At 74.3% G+C, this 17,535-nt stretch carries 16 protein-coding genes; 11 read left to right on the top strand and 5 right to left on the bottom strand.

All coding sequences use genetic code 11. The features are described from left to right. The first annotated feature begins 14 nt into the window (after nucleotides 1-14). The 5 genes from ligD (ACGF7U_RS01600) (at nucleotide 15) to ACGF7U_RS01620 (ending at nucleotide 4,219) form a co-directional block, all read left to right on the top strand. Nucleotides 15-956: a non-homologous end-joining DNA ligase gene (ligD, locus tag ACGF7U_RS01600; protein ID WP_393102901.1), complete on the top strand. Its 942-nt coding sequence runs from the start codon at nucleotides 15-17 to the stop codon at nucleotides 954-956. Then, a complete protein-coding gene (gene ligD / locus ACGF7U_RS01605; protein ID WP_393102131.1) occupies nucleotides 946-1,857 on the top strand; it encodes a non-homologous end-joining DNA ligase in 912 nt (303 codons plus the stop codon). The genes ligD (ACGF7U_RS01600) and ligD (ACGF7U_RS01605) overlap by 11 nt, the downstream gene beginning before the upstream one ends. A 280-nt stretch (nucleotides 1,858-2,137) precedes the next feature. After that, nucleotides 2,138-2,902 carry a TIGR03089 family protein gene (locus tag ACGF7U_RS01610; RefSeq protein ID WP_393102132.1) on the top strand — a complete coding sequence of 255 codons (765 nt, stop codon included), beginning with the start codon at nucleotides 2,138-2,140 and terminating at the stop codon, nucleotides 2,900-2,902. Then, the gene (locus tag ACGF7U_RS01615; RefSeq protein WP_393102133.1) at nucleotides 2,902-3,042 is read left to right on the top strand and encodes a hypothetical protein; all 141 of its coding nucleotides are present in this window, start codon (nucleotides 2,902-2,904) and stop codon (nucleotides 3,040-3,042) included. Before ACGF7U_RS01610 ends, ACGF7U_RS01615 begins: the two co-directional genes overlap by 1 nt. Nucleotides 3,043-3,259: 217 nt before the next feature. Further along, nucleotides 3,260-4,219: a zinc metalloprotease gene (locus tag ACGF7U_RS01620; RefSeq protein WP_393102134.1), complete on the top strand. Its 960-nt coding sequence runs from the start codon at nucleotides 3,260-3,262 to the stop codon at nucleotides 4,217-4,219. A gap of 304 nt (nucleotides 4,220-4,523) precedes the next feature. Here ACGF7U_RS01620 and ACGF7U_RS01625 read toward each other — a convergent pair whose 3' ends face one another. Then, entirely contained in the window at nucleotides 4,524-6,203 is a 1,680-nt protein-coding gene (locus ACGF7U_RS01625) for a DNA repair helicase XPB (protein ID WP_393102135.1), read from the bottom strand. A gap of 175 nt (nucleotides 6,204-6,378) precedes the next feature. Between ACGF7U_RS01625 and ACGF7U_RS01630 the strand changes: the two genes are divergently transcribed. Next, nucleotides 6,379-7,260, top strand: a complete 882-nt coding sequence (locus ACGF7U_RS01630; protein ID WP_393102136.1) for a L,D-transpeptidase family protein — start codon at nucleotides 6,379-6,381, stop codon at nucleotides 7,258-7,260. A gap of 144 nt (nucleotides 7,261-7,404) precedes the next feature. After that, entirely contained in the window at nucleotides 7,405-7,653 is a 249-nt protein-coding gene (locus ACGF7U_RS01635; protein ID WP_393102137.1) for a hypothetical protein, read from the top strand. A gap of 10 nt (nucleotides 7,654-7,663) precedes the next feature. Here the strand turns inward: ACGF7U_RS01635 and ACGF7U_RS01640 are convergent, their stop codons facing one another. Beyond that, nucleotides 7,664-10,144, bottom strand: coding sequence for a helicase-associated domain-containing protein (locus tag ACGF7U_RS01640; protein ID WP_393102138.1), 2,481 nt, complete (start codon nucleotides 10,142-10,144; stop codon nucleotides 7,664-7,666). A gap of 87 nt (nucleotides 10,145-10,231) precedes the next feature. Here ACGF7U_RS01640 and ACGF7U_RS01645 point away from each other — a divergent pair, with 87 nt between their 5' ends. Further along, nucleotides 10,232-10,855 carry an HAD family hydrolase gene (locus ACGF7U_RS01645; RefSeq protein ID WP_393102139.1) on the top strand — a complete coding sequence of 208 codons (624 nt, stop codon included), beginning with the start codon at nucleotides 10,232-10,234 and terminating at the stop codon, nucleotides 10,853-10,855. Between the two features lie 28 nt (nucleotides 10,856-10,883). Further along, entirely contained in the window at nucleotides 10,884-11,270 is a 387-nt protein-coding gene (locus ACGF7U_RS01650) for a cold-shock protein (protein ID WP_393102140.1), read from the top strand. Here the strand turns inward: ACGF7U_RS01650 and ACGF7U_RS01655 are convergent. Next, on the bottom strand, nucleotides 11,231-12,199 hold the full coding sequence (locus tag ACGF7U_RS01655) for a 1,4-dihydroxy-6-naphthoate synthase (protein ID WP_393102141.1): 969 nt from the start codon (nucleotides 12,197-12,199) through the stop codon (nucleotides 11,231-11,233). The two genes, ACGF7U_RS01650 and ACGF7U_RS01655, sit on opposite strands and share 40 nt — an antisense overlap. 1,162 nt (nucleotides 12,200-13,361) lie before the next feature. Here ACGF7U_RS01655 and ACGF7U_RS01660 point away from each other — a divergent pair. Next, nucleotides 13,362-14,252 carry a GNAT family N-acetyltransferase gene (locus ACGF7U_RS01660; protein WP_393102142.1) on the top strand — a complete coding sequence of 297 codons (891 nt, stop codon included), beginning with the start codon at nucleotides 13,362-13,364 and terminating at the stop codon, nucleotides 14,250-14,252. Nucleotides 14,253-14,290: 38 nt separating this feature from the next. Here ACGF7U_RS01660 and ACGF7U_RS01665 read toward each other — a convergent pair whose 3' ends face one another. After that, a complete protein-coding gene (locus ACGF7U_RS01665; RefSeq protein WP_393102143.1) occupies nucleotides 14,291-14,941 on the bottom strand; it encodes a futalosine hydrolase in 651 nt (216 codons plus the stop codon). Next, nucleotides 14,938-16,587 (bottom strand): MFS transporter, encoded by a 1,650-nt coding sequence (locus tag ACGF7U_RS01670; RefSeq protein WP_393102144.1) that lies wholly within the window; start codon nucleotides 16,585-16,587, stop codon nucleotides 14,938-14,940. The genes ACGF7U_RS01665 and ACGF7U_RS01670 overlap by 4 nt, the downstream gene beginning before the upstream one ends. Before the next feature lie 87 nt (nucleotides 16,588-16,674). Here ACGF7U_RS01670 and ACGF7U_RS01675 point away from each other — a divergent pair, with 87 nt between their 5' ends. Then, the gene (locus ACGF7U_RS01675) at nucleotides 16,675-17,514 is read left to right on the top strand and encodes a DUF3027 domain-containing protein (protein ID WP_393102145.1); all 840 of its coding nucleotides are present in this window, start codon (nucleotides 16,675-16,677) and stop codon (nucleotides 17,512-17,514) included. The last annotated feature ends 21 nt before the right edge of the window (nucleotides 17,515-17,535 follow it).

Raw genomic sequence — 17,535 nt, forward strand, 5'->3', positions numbered from 1 at the left:
AGTACAGTCGGGAGGTGCCCGGCGCGCCGCTCAAGCCGATGCTCGCGATGACCGGGCAGCTCCCGGCGGGTTCCGGCTGGGCGTACGAGTTCAAGTGGGACGGCGTGCGCGCGCTCGCCGACATCTGCGCCGGCCGGCAGCACCTGTACGCCCGCTCCGGCGTCGAGATCACCGCCGCGTACCCCGAGCTGGCCACCCTGCACGAGCAGGTCGGCGACGCCCTGCTCGACGGCGAGGTGGTGCTGCTCGGCGAGACCGGCCAGCCCTCGTTCACCGCCCTGGCGGAGCGGATGCACGTCCGCGACCGGAACAAGGCCGCCCGGCTGGCGGCGGTCATGCCCGTGACGTACATGATCTTCGACCTGCTCCGGCTCGACGGCGAGGACCTGACCGGCTGGTCGTACGCCCGCCGGCGGGAGGCCCTGGACGGCCTGGCGCTCGGCGGCGCCCGGTGGGCGGTGTCGCCGGTCTTCCCCGACGGCCTGGCCACCTACGAGGCGGCCGGCGAGCACGGCCTGGAGGGGGTGATGGCCAAGCGGGTCGAGTCGGTCTACCGCCCCGGGGTGCGCTCGCCGGACTGGGTGAAGGTCAAGCTGGAGGTGACCGGTGACTTCGTGGTCGGCGGCTGGCGGCCCGGGGCACGGAAGATCGGTGGCCTGCTGGTCGGGGTGCCGGGCCCGGACGGGCGGCTCGTCTACCGGGGGCGGGTGGGCGGCGGCATCGGCGCCGCCATCGAGCGGCAACTGCTCCGCGAGCTGGAGCCGCTGCGGGCCGGCGGCTCGCCGTTCGCCGGCGACCTGCCGCGCGAGGATGCCCGGGGCGCGATCTGGGTAACACCGAGGGTCGTGGTGGAGGTGAAGTACGGCCAGCGCACCCCGGACGGACGGCTGCGGTTCCCCCGGGTGCTCCGGCTGCGGCCGGACAAGCCCGCCGAGGAGGTAGACGATGCCGGCTGACCGGTTCCGGGTGGACGTCGAGGGGCGCGCGCTGGAGGTGTCCAACCTGGACAAGGTGCTCTATCCCGACGCCGGCTTCACGAAGGGGGAGGTGATCGACTACTACACCCGCGTCGCCCCGGTGCTCCTGCCGCACCTGCGCGACCGGGCGCTGACCCGGATCCGCTTCCCCAACGGCGTCACCGGCGGCTCGTTCTTCGAGAAGAACGCCCCCGCCGCCACCCCCGGCTGGGTCCGCACCGAGACGCTGCCCGCGCCCGGGTCGAGCAAGGGCCGGGAGACCATCGACTACGTGGTCGCCGACGACCTGCCCACCCTGGTCTGGCTGGCCAACCTCGCCGCGCTGGAGCTGCACACCCCACAGTGGAAGATCGGCGAGCACCCGGACATGATGGTCGTCGACCTGGACCCGGGGCCGCCGGCGGCGCTGCGCCAGTGCTGCCAGGTGGCGTTGCTGATGCGCGACCGGCTCGCCGACGACGGCATCGACAGCTACCCGAAGACGTCCGGCAAGAAGGGCATGCAGCTCTGCTGCCCGATCGCCGGCACCCAGGACGCCGAGGACGTGTCCGCCTACGCGAAGCGGATCGCCCAGGAGCTGGAGCGGGCGCACCCGAAGCTCATCGTGTCGAAGATGGCGAAGAACCTGCGGCCGGGGAAGGTGTTCATCGACTGGAGCCAGAACAACGCGGCCAAGACCACCGTGTCGCCGTACTCGCTGCGGGCCCAGTCGGTGCCGTCCGTGTCCACCCCGCTGACCTGGGACGAGGTCGAGGCGGGCGCGGCCGGCAAGCGGCCCTCGGCGAAGCCGTACGTGGCGAGCGAAGTGCTCAGGCGGGTGGAGAAGCACGGCGACCTGCTCGCCCCGCTGCTCGACGGCGGCCCCGAACTGCCGGGGTGACGGTCGGCGTTCCACGTGCTCGTCGTCGGGTCAACGCTGGGGAACCGGTCTCCCGGCATCGGGGCCCGGGATCATCACATCGGTGCTCCAGTCGCCGAGGAAGGCGCCGTTCTCGAGGCCCAGGGCCGGTCTCGCCCCGGACCCGCCGGCCAGCACGCGGTGGCGGCGCGGCCGACGCTCGGAACCGGTCACCAAGGAGCCGACGACCGCCGGTGCGCCGCTGGACGCCCGTCCGGTGCCCGTTGAGTAGGGTGGCCCCAGCCTGCCCGAGGAGTGCGTGATGACCCTGACCGATGCCCTCGTCCGGGAGTCGCCGGCCGGTGACCGGCCCACGGAGATCGACCAGCCGCTGCTGACGTACCTGGACGACGCGACCGGCGAACGGACCGACCTGACCGCCGCGGAGCTGGGCGGCTGGGCGGCGCGGGCCGCCGGGCTGCTGCGCGAGGGCTGCGGGCTCGGCGTCGGCGACCGGGCGGCGGTGCTCCTCCCGGCCCACTGGCAGACCGCCGCCGTGCTGCTGGGCGCCTGGTCGGCCGGGGTGGCGGTGTCGTTCCGCCCGCGGGCCACGGCCGGCCTGCCGCAGGTCGCGCCGGGCGACGACGAGCCGTTCGACGCCCTCTTCGTCAGCGCGAAGCGGCTGGACGACTGGCTGGAGGACGTGCCCGAGGCGCGGCACCGCTACGTCCTCGGGCTCGGCGCCAACCCGCCGAAGGAGGTGCCGCCGGGCTACCTGGAATGGCTAGCCGAGGTGCGGCGGCACACCGACGCGCTGCCCGCGTCCGCCACACTGACCAGCGCCGATGCGGCCAGCTCCGACGGCACGAGCTACCGCGAGTGGGGCAGCGTCGCGCTGGCCGTGGCGGACCGGCTCGACCTGCGGGCCGGCGACCGACTGCTGGTCGACGTCGCCGAGCACGAGCAGCCCGTCTACTGGCTGCTGGCGCCCCTGGCTGTCGGCGCGTCGGTGGTGCTCTGCGCCAACCTCGACCCGGCCCGGCTCGACGCCCGGATCGCCGCCGAGCAGATCACCCGGGTGCTCTGATGGCGGGGGTCCACACCGAGGCGAGCATGTCGCTGGACGGCTACATCGCCGGGCCGGGCGACGGCGGCCTCGACCAACTCTTCCGCTGGTACGAGAACGGCGGGGTCATCCACCTCCACTACCGGGTCCGCCGGCCGTAGCCGCCCGGAAAACGGGCGTACCGGACACGGCGGGGCCGGTCCCTCTGCAACAGCGCTCCTCAGCCCTCTGCCGTTACGCCGCCACCGGCCCTGTCTCCCAGGTCTTTTGCCGGTGCCACCGACGTGGTCTCATACCGGGAAGACGACGTCATCGACCCTGGTCATGGCAGCCCGCGTCGACTCCCGCACCGCCTCCATCCTCCTGAAAGGTGCATCGATGCACAGGAGACCGATCTTCCGACTGGCAGTCCTCACCGCCACCACCGCGACGCTCCTGGCGTCCGGCGGCGCCTACGGCGCGGTCTCGGCAGCGCCCGTGACCGTCTCCCCGGGTGTCGCAGAGTGCGAGCCGGCCGCCGACGGGCACGGCGCGGCCCGGCTCGCCGAGGGCGCCACCGCGCAGGAGCCGGAGCTGTACGCCAAGAACGAGGCGAACGCGTACGGCGTCATCAAGGATTCCCCCCGCCTGCCCAACGGCAGCGTCACCGTGCCGACGGTCTTCCACATGATCTCCGACCACCCGCTCAGCGCGGCGGAGACGACCAGGTGGAACACCCTGATCGCGGCGCAGATGAAGGTGCTCAACGACTCGTTCGCCGGCCGCACCGCGGCGAACGCCTCCGACACCCCGTTCCGGTTCGACCTGGTCGACACGACCTGGACGGTGAACAGCGACTGGTACACCGTCGTGCCGGGCAAGAACGAGCGGGACATGAAGCAGGCGCTGCACACCGGCGACTCCCGCACCCTCAACGTGTACGCGGCCAACATCGGCGGTGGCCTGCTCGGGTGGGCGTACTTCCCGAAGGGCTACAACAACGGCCGGGACTTCATCGACGGCGTGGTGATGCTCGACGAGTCGATGCCGGGCGGGACGGCGGGCAAGTACGCCCTCGGTGACACCCTGACGCACGAGGTCGGGCACTGGCTGATGCTGGAGCACACCTTCGCGCACGGGTGCTCCGCCTCCGGCGACTTCGTCGCGGACACCCCGCGGGAGGCAACCCCGCAGTTCAACTGCCCGGTGGGGGCGGACACCTGCACCGCACCCGGGCTGGACCCCATCCACAACTTCATGGACTACACGCAGGACTCCTGCATGAACATGTTCACCGCCGGACAGGCCGACCGGATGAGCGACGCCTGGGTGGCGTTCCGCGCCGGCGGCGCGGGCTGAGCAAGCCTCGACGGGGCTGGCGGACCGCGCCTCAGCGGCCCGTCAGCCCCTTGCTCTCGGTCGGGTGTGGCCCACCCGTGCGCGGGTTCAGCCGCAGCGCGCGCCGTGACCGGGGGCGCGGTGTGGTCTACCGGCAGGGCACACCGCGCGCAGGACGTGAAGCCGTTCCTCCCTCTGCTGGAGAGCGTCCGTCGCCGACCGGAGAACCGCTGACGGCTGAGTCGTCTACGACATCAGATCGACAGCGAGCGCGAGGGACACCCAGGAGTGCCGTGAGACGCCCGGTCGGAGCCGACCAAGGCGGTCAGTCGACGGTGGGCAGCTTCGGGCCGAGGACGTCGTCGGCGTCGACGATCGTGTACGCGTACCCCTGCTCCGCCAGGAAGCGCTGCCGGTGGGCCGCGTACTCCGTGTCGATGGTGTCCCGCGAGACGACGGTGTAGAAGTGCGCCTGCCGGCCGTCGGCCTTGGGCCGCAGCACCCGCCCCAGCCGCTGTGCCTCCTCCTGCCGCGACCCGAACGTACCCGACACCTGGATCGCCACCGCCGCCTCGGGCAGGTCGATGGAGAAGTTGCCGACCTTCGAGATCACGAGCGTGCGGACCTCGCCGGTGCGGAACGCGTCGAAGAGCCGCTCCCGCTCCCTGTTGGTGGTGGAGCCCTGCACGATCGGCGCGTCGAGGTACTCGCCGAGCTGGTGCAGCTGGTCGATGTAACCGCCGATCACCAGCACCTGCTCGCCCGGGTGCCGGTCCACCAGCGCCTTCACCACGGGCAGCTTCGTCCGGGCGGTCGCCGCCATCCGGTAGCGCTCCTCGGCCTCCGCCGTCGCGTACGCCATCCGCTCCGCGTCGGTGAGGGTCACCCGTACCTCCGTGCACTCGGCCGGGGCGATCCAGCCCTGCTGCTCGATGTCCTTCCACGGCGCGTCGTACCGCTTCGGGCCGATCAGGCTGAACACGTCGCCCTCCCGGCCGTCCTCGCGGACCAGGGTCGCCGTGAGGCCCAGCCGGCGACGGGCCTGGAGGTCCGCGGTGAACCGGAAGATCGGCGCGGGCAGCAGGTGCACCTCGTCGTAGACGACCAGGCCCCAGTCGCGGGCCCCGAACAGGTCCAGGTGGGTGAACGCGCCGCCGCGCCGCGAGGTGAGCACCTGGTACGTGGCGATGGTGACCGGGCGGATCTCCTTGCGCTCGCCCGAGTACTCGCCGATCTCCTCCTCGGTCAGCGAGGTGCGGGCGATCAGCTCCCGCTTCCACTGCCGCCCGGCGACCGTGTTGGTGACCAGGATCAGGGTGGTCGCCTTCGCCTCGGCCATCGCCGCCGCCCCGACCAGCGTCTTGCCGGCGCCGCAGGGGAGCACCACCACGCCCGACCCGCCGGCCCAGAACGCCTCCACGGCCTCCCGCTGGTACGAGCGCAGCGTCCACGGCTTCCCGCCGTCCTTGCCGGCCTCGGCCAGCTCGATCGGGTGCGCCTCGCCGTCGACGTAGCCGGCCAGGTCCTCCGCCGGCCAGCCGAGCTTGAGCAGCGCCTGCTTGAGCCGGCCCCGCTCCGACGGGTGCACCGCGATCGTGTCGTCGTCGATCTTGTTGCCGAGCATCCCGGCGAGCTTCTTGCTCTTCGCGACCTCGATCAGCACCAGCCGGTCCAGCGCCCGCAGGACGAGACCGTGCGCCGGGTCGTTGGCGAGCTGGAGCCGACCGTACCGGTCCATCGTCTCGGCCACGTCCACCAGCAGCGCGTGCGGCACCGGGTAGCGGCTGTACTTGATCAGCGCGTCCACCACGGCCTCGGCGTCGTGTCCGGCGGCGCGCGCGTTCCACAGCCCGAGCGGGGTCAGCCGGTAGGTGTGCACGTGCTCCGGGGAGCGTTCCAGCTCCGCGAAGGGCGCGATGGCCATCCGGCATGCCTGCGCGTCGGGGTGGTCGATCTCCAGCAGCAGGGTCTTGTCCGACTGCACGATCAGGGGTCCACCGCTCACGCCAGTGCCTCTCCTCCGCCTCGGGTCGCCGGCTGTCCGGGAGGCGACTGACCCGCCCCAGGCCGACCCACCAGTGTTGCACGCATCCGGGTGACGCAGAAAAAGTTGGACATCGGGCGCAACCGGAGCGGTGCTCACAACGTCTAGCAAGAGGACACCTGTCACGGGAGGCGCCATGAAACACGTCCGGATCACCACCCGGCTCCTCGCCCTGGCAGTGGCCACGCTGGTCGGCGCCGGTGCGTGCGCGTTCGATCCGGAGGCCGACGGCGGTGGGGGCGGGGGTCCCGTCCCGGTCGGTGCTGCGGAGGTAACGGGGGCGAGCGGTGCGCCCGGGCCGGACCAGCGGACCCGGCCCGCCACGGCGCCCGCGAAGCCCGTGGCGAAGCCCTCGCCCACGCCGACCCGGAGCACGCCGAAGCCCACCCGTCCCGCGGCGAAGCCCACCGGGTCGCCGTCCGTCGCCGGCTGCCCGCAGGGGGAGCACCAGCGCGAGGTGGAGGCGTACCTCGCCCGGCTGGGCGGGTTCGGCACGCTGACCGTGGACGGCCGGCAGTCCGCCGCCGACTGCGCCGCCATCAAGAGGTTCCAGAAGCGGTACGACATCCGCCCCGCCCACGGCCGCGCCGGGCCCACCACCCACGACGTGGCCAAGCGGCTCGCCACCACCGACACGGCGCGCTGCAAGGCCGGCTCCGGCACCACCTTTTGCATCGACCTGACCCGGCAGACCACCTGGGTGATGCGCAACGGCAAGGTGCTCGTGAAGCCGACGGTCACGCGGACGGGAATGCCCGGCTACCGCACCCCGGCCGGCACCTTCACGATCAACTACCGCAACGTCAAGGAGTGGTCCGACCCGTACGAGGTCTGGCTGCCGTACTGGCAGCACTTCACGCAGGGGATGGGCTTCCACGAGACCACGACCTACCTGCACGACAGGTCGATCGGCTCGCACGGCTGCGTCAACCTGCTGCACGCCGACGCCGTCCGCTACTGGGAGCTGGGCAAGGTCGGCAGCCGGGTGGTGCTGGTCGGCCGCCGCCCCGGCACCTGAGCCGCCGCCCCGGCACCTGATCCGCCCCGGGGCCGGCCCACGCGCGTCGCACACGCCGTCCGATCGGGGTTTTATCCCCTGTCACTCCCGCCACCCGAGTGACACGCTGGATGCCAGGCGTCGGACCGGACGGGGAGGCTGGACATGACGGTCGACCGGGAGGCGATACCGGAACACAGCGTCGAGCGCGACCGGCTGCCGGACGAGCAGGTCTCCACCGCCACCGTCGTCGCGTACGCGGCGGCCGCGGTGGTGCTCGTCGGCTGGTTCCTCTTCGGCTGGCTGGTGCTGGAGCAGGGCTTCGTCGACTCGGTCGGCGAGTCGGCCGGCGCCGGATTCGCGCTGCTGCTGGTCGTCTCCGTCGTCGGGACGGTGCGGCGCAGCCGGCGCTGACCCGGTCTGCTCAGTCCTCCAGCACCGCCGCCGTGATCCGGTGCAGGGCGAAGGTGTGCAGCATCTCCGTCCGTTCGTCCTCGGCGCGCAGATAGCCCGCGCCGATCGACACCGGCCGGACCAGCCGCGACGCGGTCGCCCCGTGCGCGTCGACGTAACCCACCCAGACCAGCGCCTTGTCCCGCACCGCCTGCTGGAGCACGGCGAGGGCGTCGCTGTGGGTGTGCACCGGCGCCGGCCCGGTACGCGCCGCGCCGCCCCGGACCACGGCCGGCGCGCGCCGGGCCGCCCGGGCCGCCGCGTCACCGCGTCGGATCTGCTCCACCACGCCGAGCAGGCGGGGCATGGACAACTTCGGCGCGGTCAGCGGGTCGAGTGTCCGGGTCGCCACCGAAACCCGGGCCGGGGCCCGGCGGGTCTTCGGGCGGGACAGCACCGCCGCCCCGCTGCCGTCCTCGGGCACCGGGGCGTACCCGGCCTCGCGCAGGGCCATGAGCATCCGGCCCACCTGGTACGGCGTCGACAGCACCGTCGGGGCGAGCCGCCGCAGCGCCAGCGACTCCAGCCGCCGGTCGGCGAGCACCTCGGTCAGCAGCGCCTCGTCGTCGCTGCGCACGTACGCCCCGGCGGAGCCGACCCGCAGCCCGCCGTGCTTGCGGGCCACGTCGTCCACCAGGTACGTCAGCCCCTGCGGCACCGGGGTGCGGGACCGGCGCCGGAACAGGGCGTGCAGGTCGTCGGCCGAGTACCCGGCGTCCAGCGCCCGGCGCACGCTGGCCGGGGTGACCCGGTGCACGCTGGCCCCGCCGGCCGACTCGTGCTCGGCCACCACCTCCAACTCGGCGGCGAGCGCCGGGTCGGGCGGGCCGGGCACCACGACGGTCAGGTCGGCCTGCACCAGGAAATGGTCGACCGGGGCGGGCAGCAGCGCGTCGAGCGCCCGCACGGCGCCGGTTCCGTCGCCCCCCTCGGTCTCCGCGCGCAGGCCGAGCGGGTCGTCCGCGCCCCGCTCGTCGGCGGCGGTGACGTCGGCGAGCAGCAGCCGCCCGTACGAGGTGAGCGCCCCCAGCCCGGTCACGCCCAGCGTGGCCGCCTCGGCCAGCACCTCGCGGTGCGTGGCCTCCCGCCCCCGGCTGCGCCGGGGCGCCCGCCAGTCGAGCAGGGACTGCACCTCCTCGGGGGTGGGCGCGGTGGCGGGCTCCAGGTCGGCGAGCACCCCGAGGACCGCCCGCCGGGCGGCCGGCGCCCCGGCCCGTTCCGCCTCGGCCGAGAGCACGGCGATCGGCCGGTCCCGGTCGTCGCGCTGCCCGACCAGCCCGACCTGCCGGGTCATGGTCAGCCAGGCGCGGGCGAGCTGCTCCCAGCGCTGCGCGAGCGAACCGGCGCGCCACACCTCGTACCCGGCGGTGGGCAGGACCTGCTGGTCGGCGCCGTAGCGACTGGTGGTGGCCCCGGGCAGGTCCACCTCGCCGATCAGCCCGGCCGCGTACGCCGCCTCCAGCAGCAGGGCGGCCGTCGGCTCGTCCACCCCGACCGCCTTCGCCAGCCGGCGCAGGTCGCGCACCCCCAGGCCGCCGGAGCGGAGCACGGGCGCCGGTTCGGCGGCGAGCTGCTCCAGCAGCGCCTCGGTGTGGCGTACCGCCTCCATGGTCTGCCCGGCCCCGGCGGAGTCGGCGGCCTTCGGCTCGCGCGGTGGGGTGGCCACCGGCGGTGGGCTGGTCCGCAGCGGGCCGAGCGGGCCAGTGTCGCGCCGCAGCAGCAGGCCGACCTCCCGGGGCAGCTCCACCGTGCCGGTGGCGCCGGCCCTGCCGCCCGAGACCGGCACCAGCAGGTGGTGGTCGACCAGCCAGCGCACGGGCGAGCCGGTCGGCGCGCCGCCGTTTGTCGCGTCCGGGGGCAGGTCGTCCTCCGCGCCGACGGGCGGCGCCTGCAACGCGCCCGGCGGCACGCTGCCCACCGGCGGCCCGGCGGCGAGCCGGTCCAGGATCGCCCGGGCCGAGGGCGGCGCGGCCAGCAGCGTCCGCCGCAGCTTCGCCGGGTCCGCGCAGAGCGCCGCCGCCCGCGCATCCAGCTCCGCCGCCGGTCGGCCCAGCCCCGCGGGGTACGGGGAGACCTCGTCGACGCTCGCCACCACGTGCAGGTCGCTCTCGGGGCCGTGCAGCAGGAACAGCGCGCGCAGCCGGTTCACGGCGGCGCGGACGGAGGTGGGGGCGGGCGGGTGCGGCCCCGCGGTGGCCATGGCGAGCACCGCCTCGGTGGAGGTGGTCGCCTCGGCTCCGCCCCGGGTGAGCCGGGCGGCGTCCAGGATCTGCAGGGTGAACTGGTCCAGCCCGTCGAGCGCGCGGGCCACCGAGACCCGGGACTGGGCCCGGATGGCGAGCGCGGAGACGTCGGCGGGCACGGGTACGACGAGGTCCGGCCGCAGTTGCAGGAGGGCGGCGAGCGACTCGTCGGGCAGCGACCGCAGGTGGTCGGCGAGTGAGGTGGTCATCGTCGTTCCACGCTAGCCCGGCCGGGGGTCCTCCCGCCCCTCGGACGTCCGGCTGGCCCGAGGCGATGGACGGGTAGGTTCCTCGGCATGCCCGTACTGACGGTCGGTTTCGACCTCGACATGACCCTGGTCGACTCGCGCCCCGGCATCGCCGACACCTTCCGTGCGTTGACTGCCCGGACGGGGGTGCGGGTGGACGCGGAGGCCGCCGTGTCCCGACTGGGCCCGCCGCTGCGCACCGAGATCGCCCACTGGTTCCCGCCGGAGCAGGTCGACGCGGCCGTCCGGACGTACCGCGAGCTTTATCCGGCGTACGCGATCACACCCACCGTCCCGATGCCCGGCGCCCGCGCCGCGATCGACGCGGTACGCGGACGTGGCGGTCGCGTGCTGGTGGTGACCGCCAAGCTCGGCCGCCTGGCCCGACTGCACCTCGACCACCTCGGGCTGGCGGTCGACGAGGTGGCCGGCGACCTGTTCGCCGAGGAGAAGGCGACCGCGCTGCGCGGGCACGGCGCCACCCACTACGTGGGTGACCACGTGGCCGACATGGTGGCCGCGCGTACGGCGGGCGTGCCCGGCATCGCGGTCGCCACCGGCCCGTGTTCGGCGGACGAACTCCGCGCGGCCGGGGCGGAGGTGGTGCTGGATGATCTCACCGGATTCCCGGCGGCGCTGGACGGGATGATCCGGCTAGCCTTGGGGCAGTAGACGTCTCAAGCGAAGCAGGGGTTCTCAGGTGCCGACGGGTCGAGTGAAGTGGTTTGACGCGGCCAAGGGATACGGGTTCGTCACCAGCGACGAGGGTGGCGACGTGTTCCTTCCCAAGACCGCGCTACCGGCGGGTGTCACCGACCTCAAGGGCGGTCAGCGGGTCGACTTCAGCGTGGTGGACAGCCGCCGGGGTGCGCAGGCGATGGGGGTAAAGGTGCTCGACGCCCCGCCGTCGGTGGCGGAGTTGCGCCGCCGGCCGGCGGAGGAGCTGCACGGCCTCGTCGAGGACATGATCAAGGTGCTGGAGGCGAAGGTCCAGCCGGACCTGCGGCGCGGCCGTTTCCCGGACCGCAAGACCGCCCAGAAGATCGCTCAGCTCGTCCACGCGGTCGCCCGCGAGCTGGAGGTCTGAGGCACGAGCCCGGCGTCGGCGGCCCGGCCGAGCAGGGCCTCCACGGCGGCGAACCCGGCGTCCCCCAGGTCGGCGGTGAACTCGTTGACGTAGAGGCCGATGTGCCGGTCCACCACGTCGGGCTCCATCTCCTGCGCGTGCGCCAGCACGTAGTCGCGGCTCGCCGCCGGGTCGGCCCACGCCCGGCGGACCGACTCGCGGATCCATCCGGCGGCGGCCTCGGGATCCACCGCGCCGCGCCGGGCCAGGATGGCGCCGAGGGGGATGGGCAGGCCCGTGTCGGCCTCCCACCACTCGCCCAGGTCGACGAGGGCGGTCAGGCCGTGTCGCGGATAGGTGAACCGGGCCTCGTGGATGACCAGGCCGGCGTCGTACCGGCCGGCCGCCACCCCCGGCATGATCTCGTGGAACGGCACGACCTCGATCCGCGCCGGGGGCCGGTCCGCCGCCCAGAGCCGGAAGAGCAGGTACGCCGTCGTCCGGTCGCCGGGCACCGCCACCGTGGCGCCGCTGAGGTCGGCCCGATCGGCTCCGTCGGTTTGGACGGCTCCGCCGGTTCGGCCGGCCCCGTCGGTTCGGCCGGCCCCGTCGGTTCGGCCGGCAGGGTCGGTGCGATCGCGATCGGTCGGGTCACGGTCGGTGCGGTCGGTGCCGTGGGCGCGGTCGCCCCGGGTCAGCACCAACGGGCCGCAACCACGGCCGAGCGCGCCGCCGCAGGGCAGCAGGTGGTAGTCGTCCAGCAGCCACGGCAGCGCGGCGTAGCTCACCTTCACCAGGTCGAAGATCCCCCGCTCGGCGGCGGTGTTGGTCACGTCGACGTCGGCGTACTTCACCTCGACCGGCGGCGCGCCGGGCACGAGGCCATGCACGAGGGCGTGGAAGACGAACGTGTCGTTGGGGCAGGGCGAGATCGCCAGCGAGAGCGCCACGCCCCCACGGTATCCCCGCCCCCTGGTGGTCACCCGCCCGCGGCACCACCCCTGTGACCTACGCCCACTGTTCGACCTACGCACTGTTCGACCTACGCACTGCTCGACCTACGCACTGCTCGACCTACGCCCACTGTTCCGGCCGCGCGGCGTGCCGGCGTTCGCGGAGCCTGGGCAGGTGTCTTCAGCCGAACGAATTCCCGCATGCGCTCGGGGCCGGCGGGGAGCGCGGCGTGCTGGCGGGTGCGGCGTGCCGGCGGTTCCGGCGCCCCGCCGGGCGCAACGCACGGGCGGATGCGGTTGTGGCCGCTTCGGCGTGCGGCGGCTCCGTGGTGCTGGCGGGTGCGGCGTGCCGGAACGCGAGTGCGACCGCTGTCGAGCTGATGTCGTAAACGACTCACCCACCCACCCACCCACCCGACCATTCACCCACCATCGGCCGCCGATGCCAGCCGCTCTGTTGCCGTCCGCGCCGACCGCCGTCCTTGCTGCACCAGACCGACCGGCCGCGGTCGTGTGGTCGGCGGTCCGCTCCGTCTGGTCGGCGGCCCGCTTCGGTTCGGTTTCGTCGTCGCGGGGTTACGGTCGTGGCTCCGCTTCGGTTCGGTCTCGTCGTCGCCGGGTAACGGTTGCAGCCTCGCCCTCGTCCGGGTCTACGGCCGCCCCCGCCCCCCGTCGGGGTCTGTGACTGCCCCCGCCCCCGTCGGGGTCTGTGACCGCCGCACCGCCACCGTCCGGGTCTGTGACCGCCGCACCGCCACCGTCCGGGTCTGTGGTCTTCGGTGCGCGTCGGTCCGGTTCGTCTCCGGTCCGCCTCGGTCCGGGTCTGCGGGTCGCCGGTTCGCCTCGATCCGGGTCTGTGGGTCGCCGGTTCGCCTCGGTTCGGTCTCCTCGTTGGCTGAGTAACGGCCGCCGCACCGCCTGGCCTCGTGCTCGCCGGTGATGTCGTAAACGATTCAGCTCGACAGCGTCGCGAGGAGGCATGCCTGGCTCAATTCTGAGAGCCGGCGTCCGCCGTCGACGGCCGATCGACGGCCGATCGACGGCCGATCGACGTGAAGGCACCGTTGCGGCTGCCGACGTTGCCACGGTTGTCCACAAGTTTGTCCACAGGTTTGGGAGGGCTGTTGAGGAAGCTGCGGCGCCTCGGGAGCATGGTCTGGTGGCAGAGCAGAGAGAGGCGGTTGACCTGGGTGCGGCCCTCCGGTCCCTACGGCGCCGCGCAGACCTGAGCCAGCGGGAGCTGGCCGAGTTGTCCGGTGTGCCACAGGCCACCCTCGCCCGGATCGAGTCGGGGCGGGCGATGGATCCGAGGTTCCGCACGGTGGAACGGCTCGTCCGGGCTGCCGGCGGGAAGGTGGCGGTCGGTGCGGTCGGTCGAGCCGAAACCGCCGACGGACCGGCGGCGGTGCCTCACGATGAGCCGTCGGCAGCGCCGCCCGACGGGCTGCTGCCGGTGGTGCCGCACGACGGGCTGCGGGACGCGGCTGGGCGGCGTTATCCCGCCCACCTTGACGCGTGGGAGGTCCGGGAGCCGAAGGACTGGCCCGGTGCCTGGTGGGCGAACTGGTACAACCTGCCGCCCCCGTTGTGGCCGCTCCCGCTACCGGCGGCCACGTACCAGCGGAACCGTGCCCACCGGGACAGACGCCGGTGGGCCGCGGAGATCCGGCGCACGGTCCGGCTGCGCCGGGTGACGGGCGGCCTGCCGGCGACGTCGTGGCGCTTCGTGGCCGAACTACCGGGCGGCGAGCTGGTCGGCGAGCTGCGGGCCTACGAACGCAGCCGGCACCTCACGTACGGCGACGGCCCGAGCGAGGATCGGGAGATCGTCCTGGACGGCGTCCTCGTGGCCGGGAAATACCAGCGGCTCGGCATCGGTCGTCGGCTGGTCGGCCTGCTCGCCGATGAGATGGACCGGGCGGGCATCCGGAGCGCCCGGGCGGTCGCCCGCTGCGGTGGCGTCGACCTGCTGCTGGCCTGTGGATACCAGCTGGAGGCGAGCCGCCCCTGGTCGCTGCGGCTCGACCGTCGGCCGGCGGTCGCGGACTGACGGTGCAGCCGGGCCGGCAGGCAGGCAGGCGGGACGGGTCAGGCCAGCGCCGCCGCGGCGGTGGTCAGGGCGGCGAGCGCCTCGCGCATGCGCCAGGCGTCGCGGTCGCGGGGGCCGATCGGGTTGGAGACGGTACGCAACTCGGCGAACGGGAGGCCCGCCTGGGCGGCGGCGACGGCCACCCCGTACCCCTCCATGGCCTCGGCGACCGCGTCCGGGTGCCGCCGGCGCAGGGCGTCGGTGCTGGCGGCGGTGCCAGTCACCGTGCTGACGGTCAGCACCGGGCCGACGGTGGCCGTCGGGATCCTGGCCCGCAGCCCGGCGAGCAGGTCCGGGTCGGCGGCGAGCGCGGTGCCGCCGCCGAGCCAGTCCGGCGGCATGCCCAACTCGTCGACCGGGATGAAACCGGCCGGCGACTCGGCGCCCAGGTCGGCGGCCACGGACGCGGTGCCCAGCACGGTGGCGCCCACCTCCACCCGGCCGGTGAAGCCGCCCGCCACGCCCGCGCTGACCACGCCGCGGTACGGCCGACCGGCGGCCTCGGCGAGGACCAGCAGCCGGGCGGTGGTGGCGGCGGCGACGGCCGGCCCGACCCCCACCGGCAGCACCGTGGTCGTCGGGTCCGCGAGGCCGGCCCGGACCGCCTCCGCCTCGGCGGGCACCGCCGTGACCACCAGCAGGCCGGTCACGAGAGCGGCCCCTGCGACTCCCGGCGGGTCTCGTCGTCCGTTGGGCCCGGTCCGCCGACCGCAGACGACGGCCGGTAGATGTGGTAGCCCGGCGGCGCCAGGCCGGGTTCGTCCAGCGGCGAGCCGCCCTGCGCCGGGGCGGGGGAGGTGGGCGCGGCGTCGTACCGGTCTCCGGCATCCGGGTCGCGGGCCTCCGCGCCGTCGTCGCCCGGGCCGTCCGGTTCGGTCTCGCCCGTCTCCTCGGCCAGTTCGTCGTCGCCCAACGGCCGTCCGAGCAGGCGCTCCGCGCGCAGCCGCCCGGCCACCACCACGCCCCGGGCGGCGGCCACCGTGCCGACGGCGGCAGCGACGGCGATCCCGATCCGGCCGTCGAAGGGTACGAGCCCCAGCCCGCCCCCGGCGACGAAGGCGAGCATCAGCACCGTCTCGGAGTGCGCGAAGGAACTGGCCCGCAGCCGCTCCGGGATGCGTTCCTGGATCGAGGCGTCCACGGCGAGCTTGGCGATGCCGCTGTTCAACGCGGCGACCAGGCAGAGCAGGGCGACCATGGGCAGCGAGAACTTCAGCGCGGCGAGGATCGCCACGCCAGCCACGATGACCATGCCGCTGGACTGGATCGCGGCCGGCCGGTGGATGCGCAGCCGGGTGCCGACCGCGGTGGCCAGGAAGGTGCCCACGGCGAGCGCCGCGCCGACCAGGCCCAGCGCGCCCTCGTCGCCCAGGTCCCGGCCGAAGACGACGGTGGTGAGGTCGCCCGCCTTGATCGCGAAGGCCAGGAAGAGCAGCAGGAAACCGTAGACCGCGCGCAGGGTCGCGGCGCCGATCAGGGTGGCGATCACGAGCCGGCCCGCCGGCCGCCCCCGGCCCAGCGGGCGGTCCCCGGCGCGGCGGCCGAGCGCCCGCAGCGGTCGGGGCACCCGCTCCGGCGGCTCCGAGTCGGCCTTCGGCGGCAGCCGCAGGGAGATCACCATGCCGACCAGGAAGATGACCGAGGCCACCCGGAGCGGCCACTGCGGGCCGAACCAGAAGGCGGCCAGACCGATCGGGGCGACGAGCGCGCCCGCCACCGTGCCGTAGACGCTGGCCCGGGCGCCCACCTGGGACAGCCCGAGCCCCTCGGGGAGCAGCCGGGGCACGGCCGCGGAGCGGGCCACCCCGTAGGCCCGGGAGAGCGCCAGCACGCCGAAGGCCGCCGGATAGAGCCCGAAGCCGTGGATGTAGTCGGAGATCAGCCAGGCCAGGAAGGCCCGGCCGAGCATGGTGGCGGCCAGCGCGTACCGCCGGCCGTGCCGGAAGTGGTCGAGCAGCGGCCCCACCACCGGGGCGAGCATGGCGAACGGCACCATGGTCACCAGCAGGTAGAGGGCCACCTTGCTGCGCGCCTCGCCGAGCGGGACGTTGAAGAAGATCGTCCCGGCCAGGCCGATGGCGATCAGCGTGTCCCCGGCGCAGGAGACCGCGTGCAGGTCGAAGAGCCGGACCATGCCGACCTCGCCCCCGGCGCCGCGGGCGCGGGCGCGGCCGGCCCGGCGGGTCATCCAGCGCCCGCTGCTGACCGAACCCCGGAACAGCAGGCGTACGGCCCTGATGCCGGTGCCGACGGTCTGCCCGAGTACGGAACGCCCGGAGCGGGAGAACAGCGGCATGCCCACCATCCTGGCCCATCCGATCGGCGCACGCCGCACCACTGCGCCAGAACGTCATCGGCGGGTGCCTGTCGGTCGGCCGTACGCATGGGGAACAATGGTGGGGTGACCAGGCCCGCCTCCGCCCGCGCCGCTCGTCTCGACCAGGTCTGCGCCGCCGCCGTCGAGGTGGCACGTGACGCCATCACCGAGGTCGACGCCTCGGACATCGGCGACCACCTGCAGGCCGTCGCGGAGGGCGACCGGCTCGTCACGCACTACTTCGAGTGTCGGCTCGCCGGCTACCGCGGCTGGCGGTGGGCGGTCACCGTCACCCGGGTGCCCCGCAGCCGGCACGTCACCGTCTGCGAAACGGTGCTGCTGCCGGGCTCGGACGCGCTGCTCGCGCCCGGCTGGCTGCCCTGGCAGGAGCGGCTCAAGCCGGGCGACCTCGGCCCCGGTGACCTGCTGCCCACCCCGCCGGACGACGAGCGGCTCCAGCCCGGCTACGTGCTCTCCGACGACCCGGCGGTCGAGGAGACCGCCTGGGAGCTCGGGCTCGGCCGGGCCCGGGTGCTCTCCCGGGAGGGGCGCAGCGACGCCGCCCAGCGCTGGTACGACGGCGACCACGGCCCGTCCGCGGCGATCTCGGTCGCCGCCCCCGCCGCCGCGCGCTGCGGGACCTGCGGCTTCTACCTGCCGCTCGCCGGTGCCCTGCGGCAGTCCTTCGGCGCCTGCGGCAACTTCTACGCCCCCGACGACGGTCGGGTGGTCAGCGCCGACCACGGCTGCGGCGCCCACTCGGAGGCACTGATCGAGGCCGCGGACACCACGGTCGACGAGATGCCGACGGTCTACGACGACAGCGCGGTGGAGCCCGTGTCGGTCAGCCGCGCGCCCGGCTCGGTGGAGGCCGCGGAGCCGGCGGAGCCGTACGGCCACCCCTGACGGACCGCCGGGGCGTCGGAT

This window comes from Micromonospora sp. NPDC047670 (genome assembly GCF_043204915.1).
Taxonomy (GTDB): domain Bacteria; phylum Actinomycetota; class Actinomycetes; order Mycobacteriales; family Micromonosporaceae; genus Micromonospora.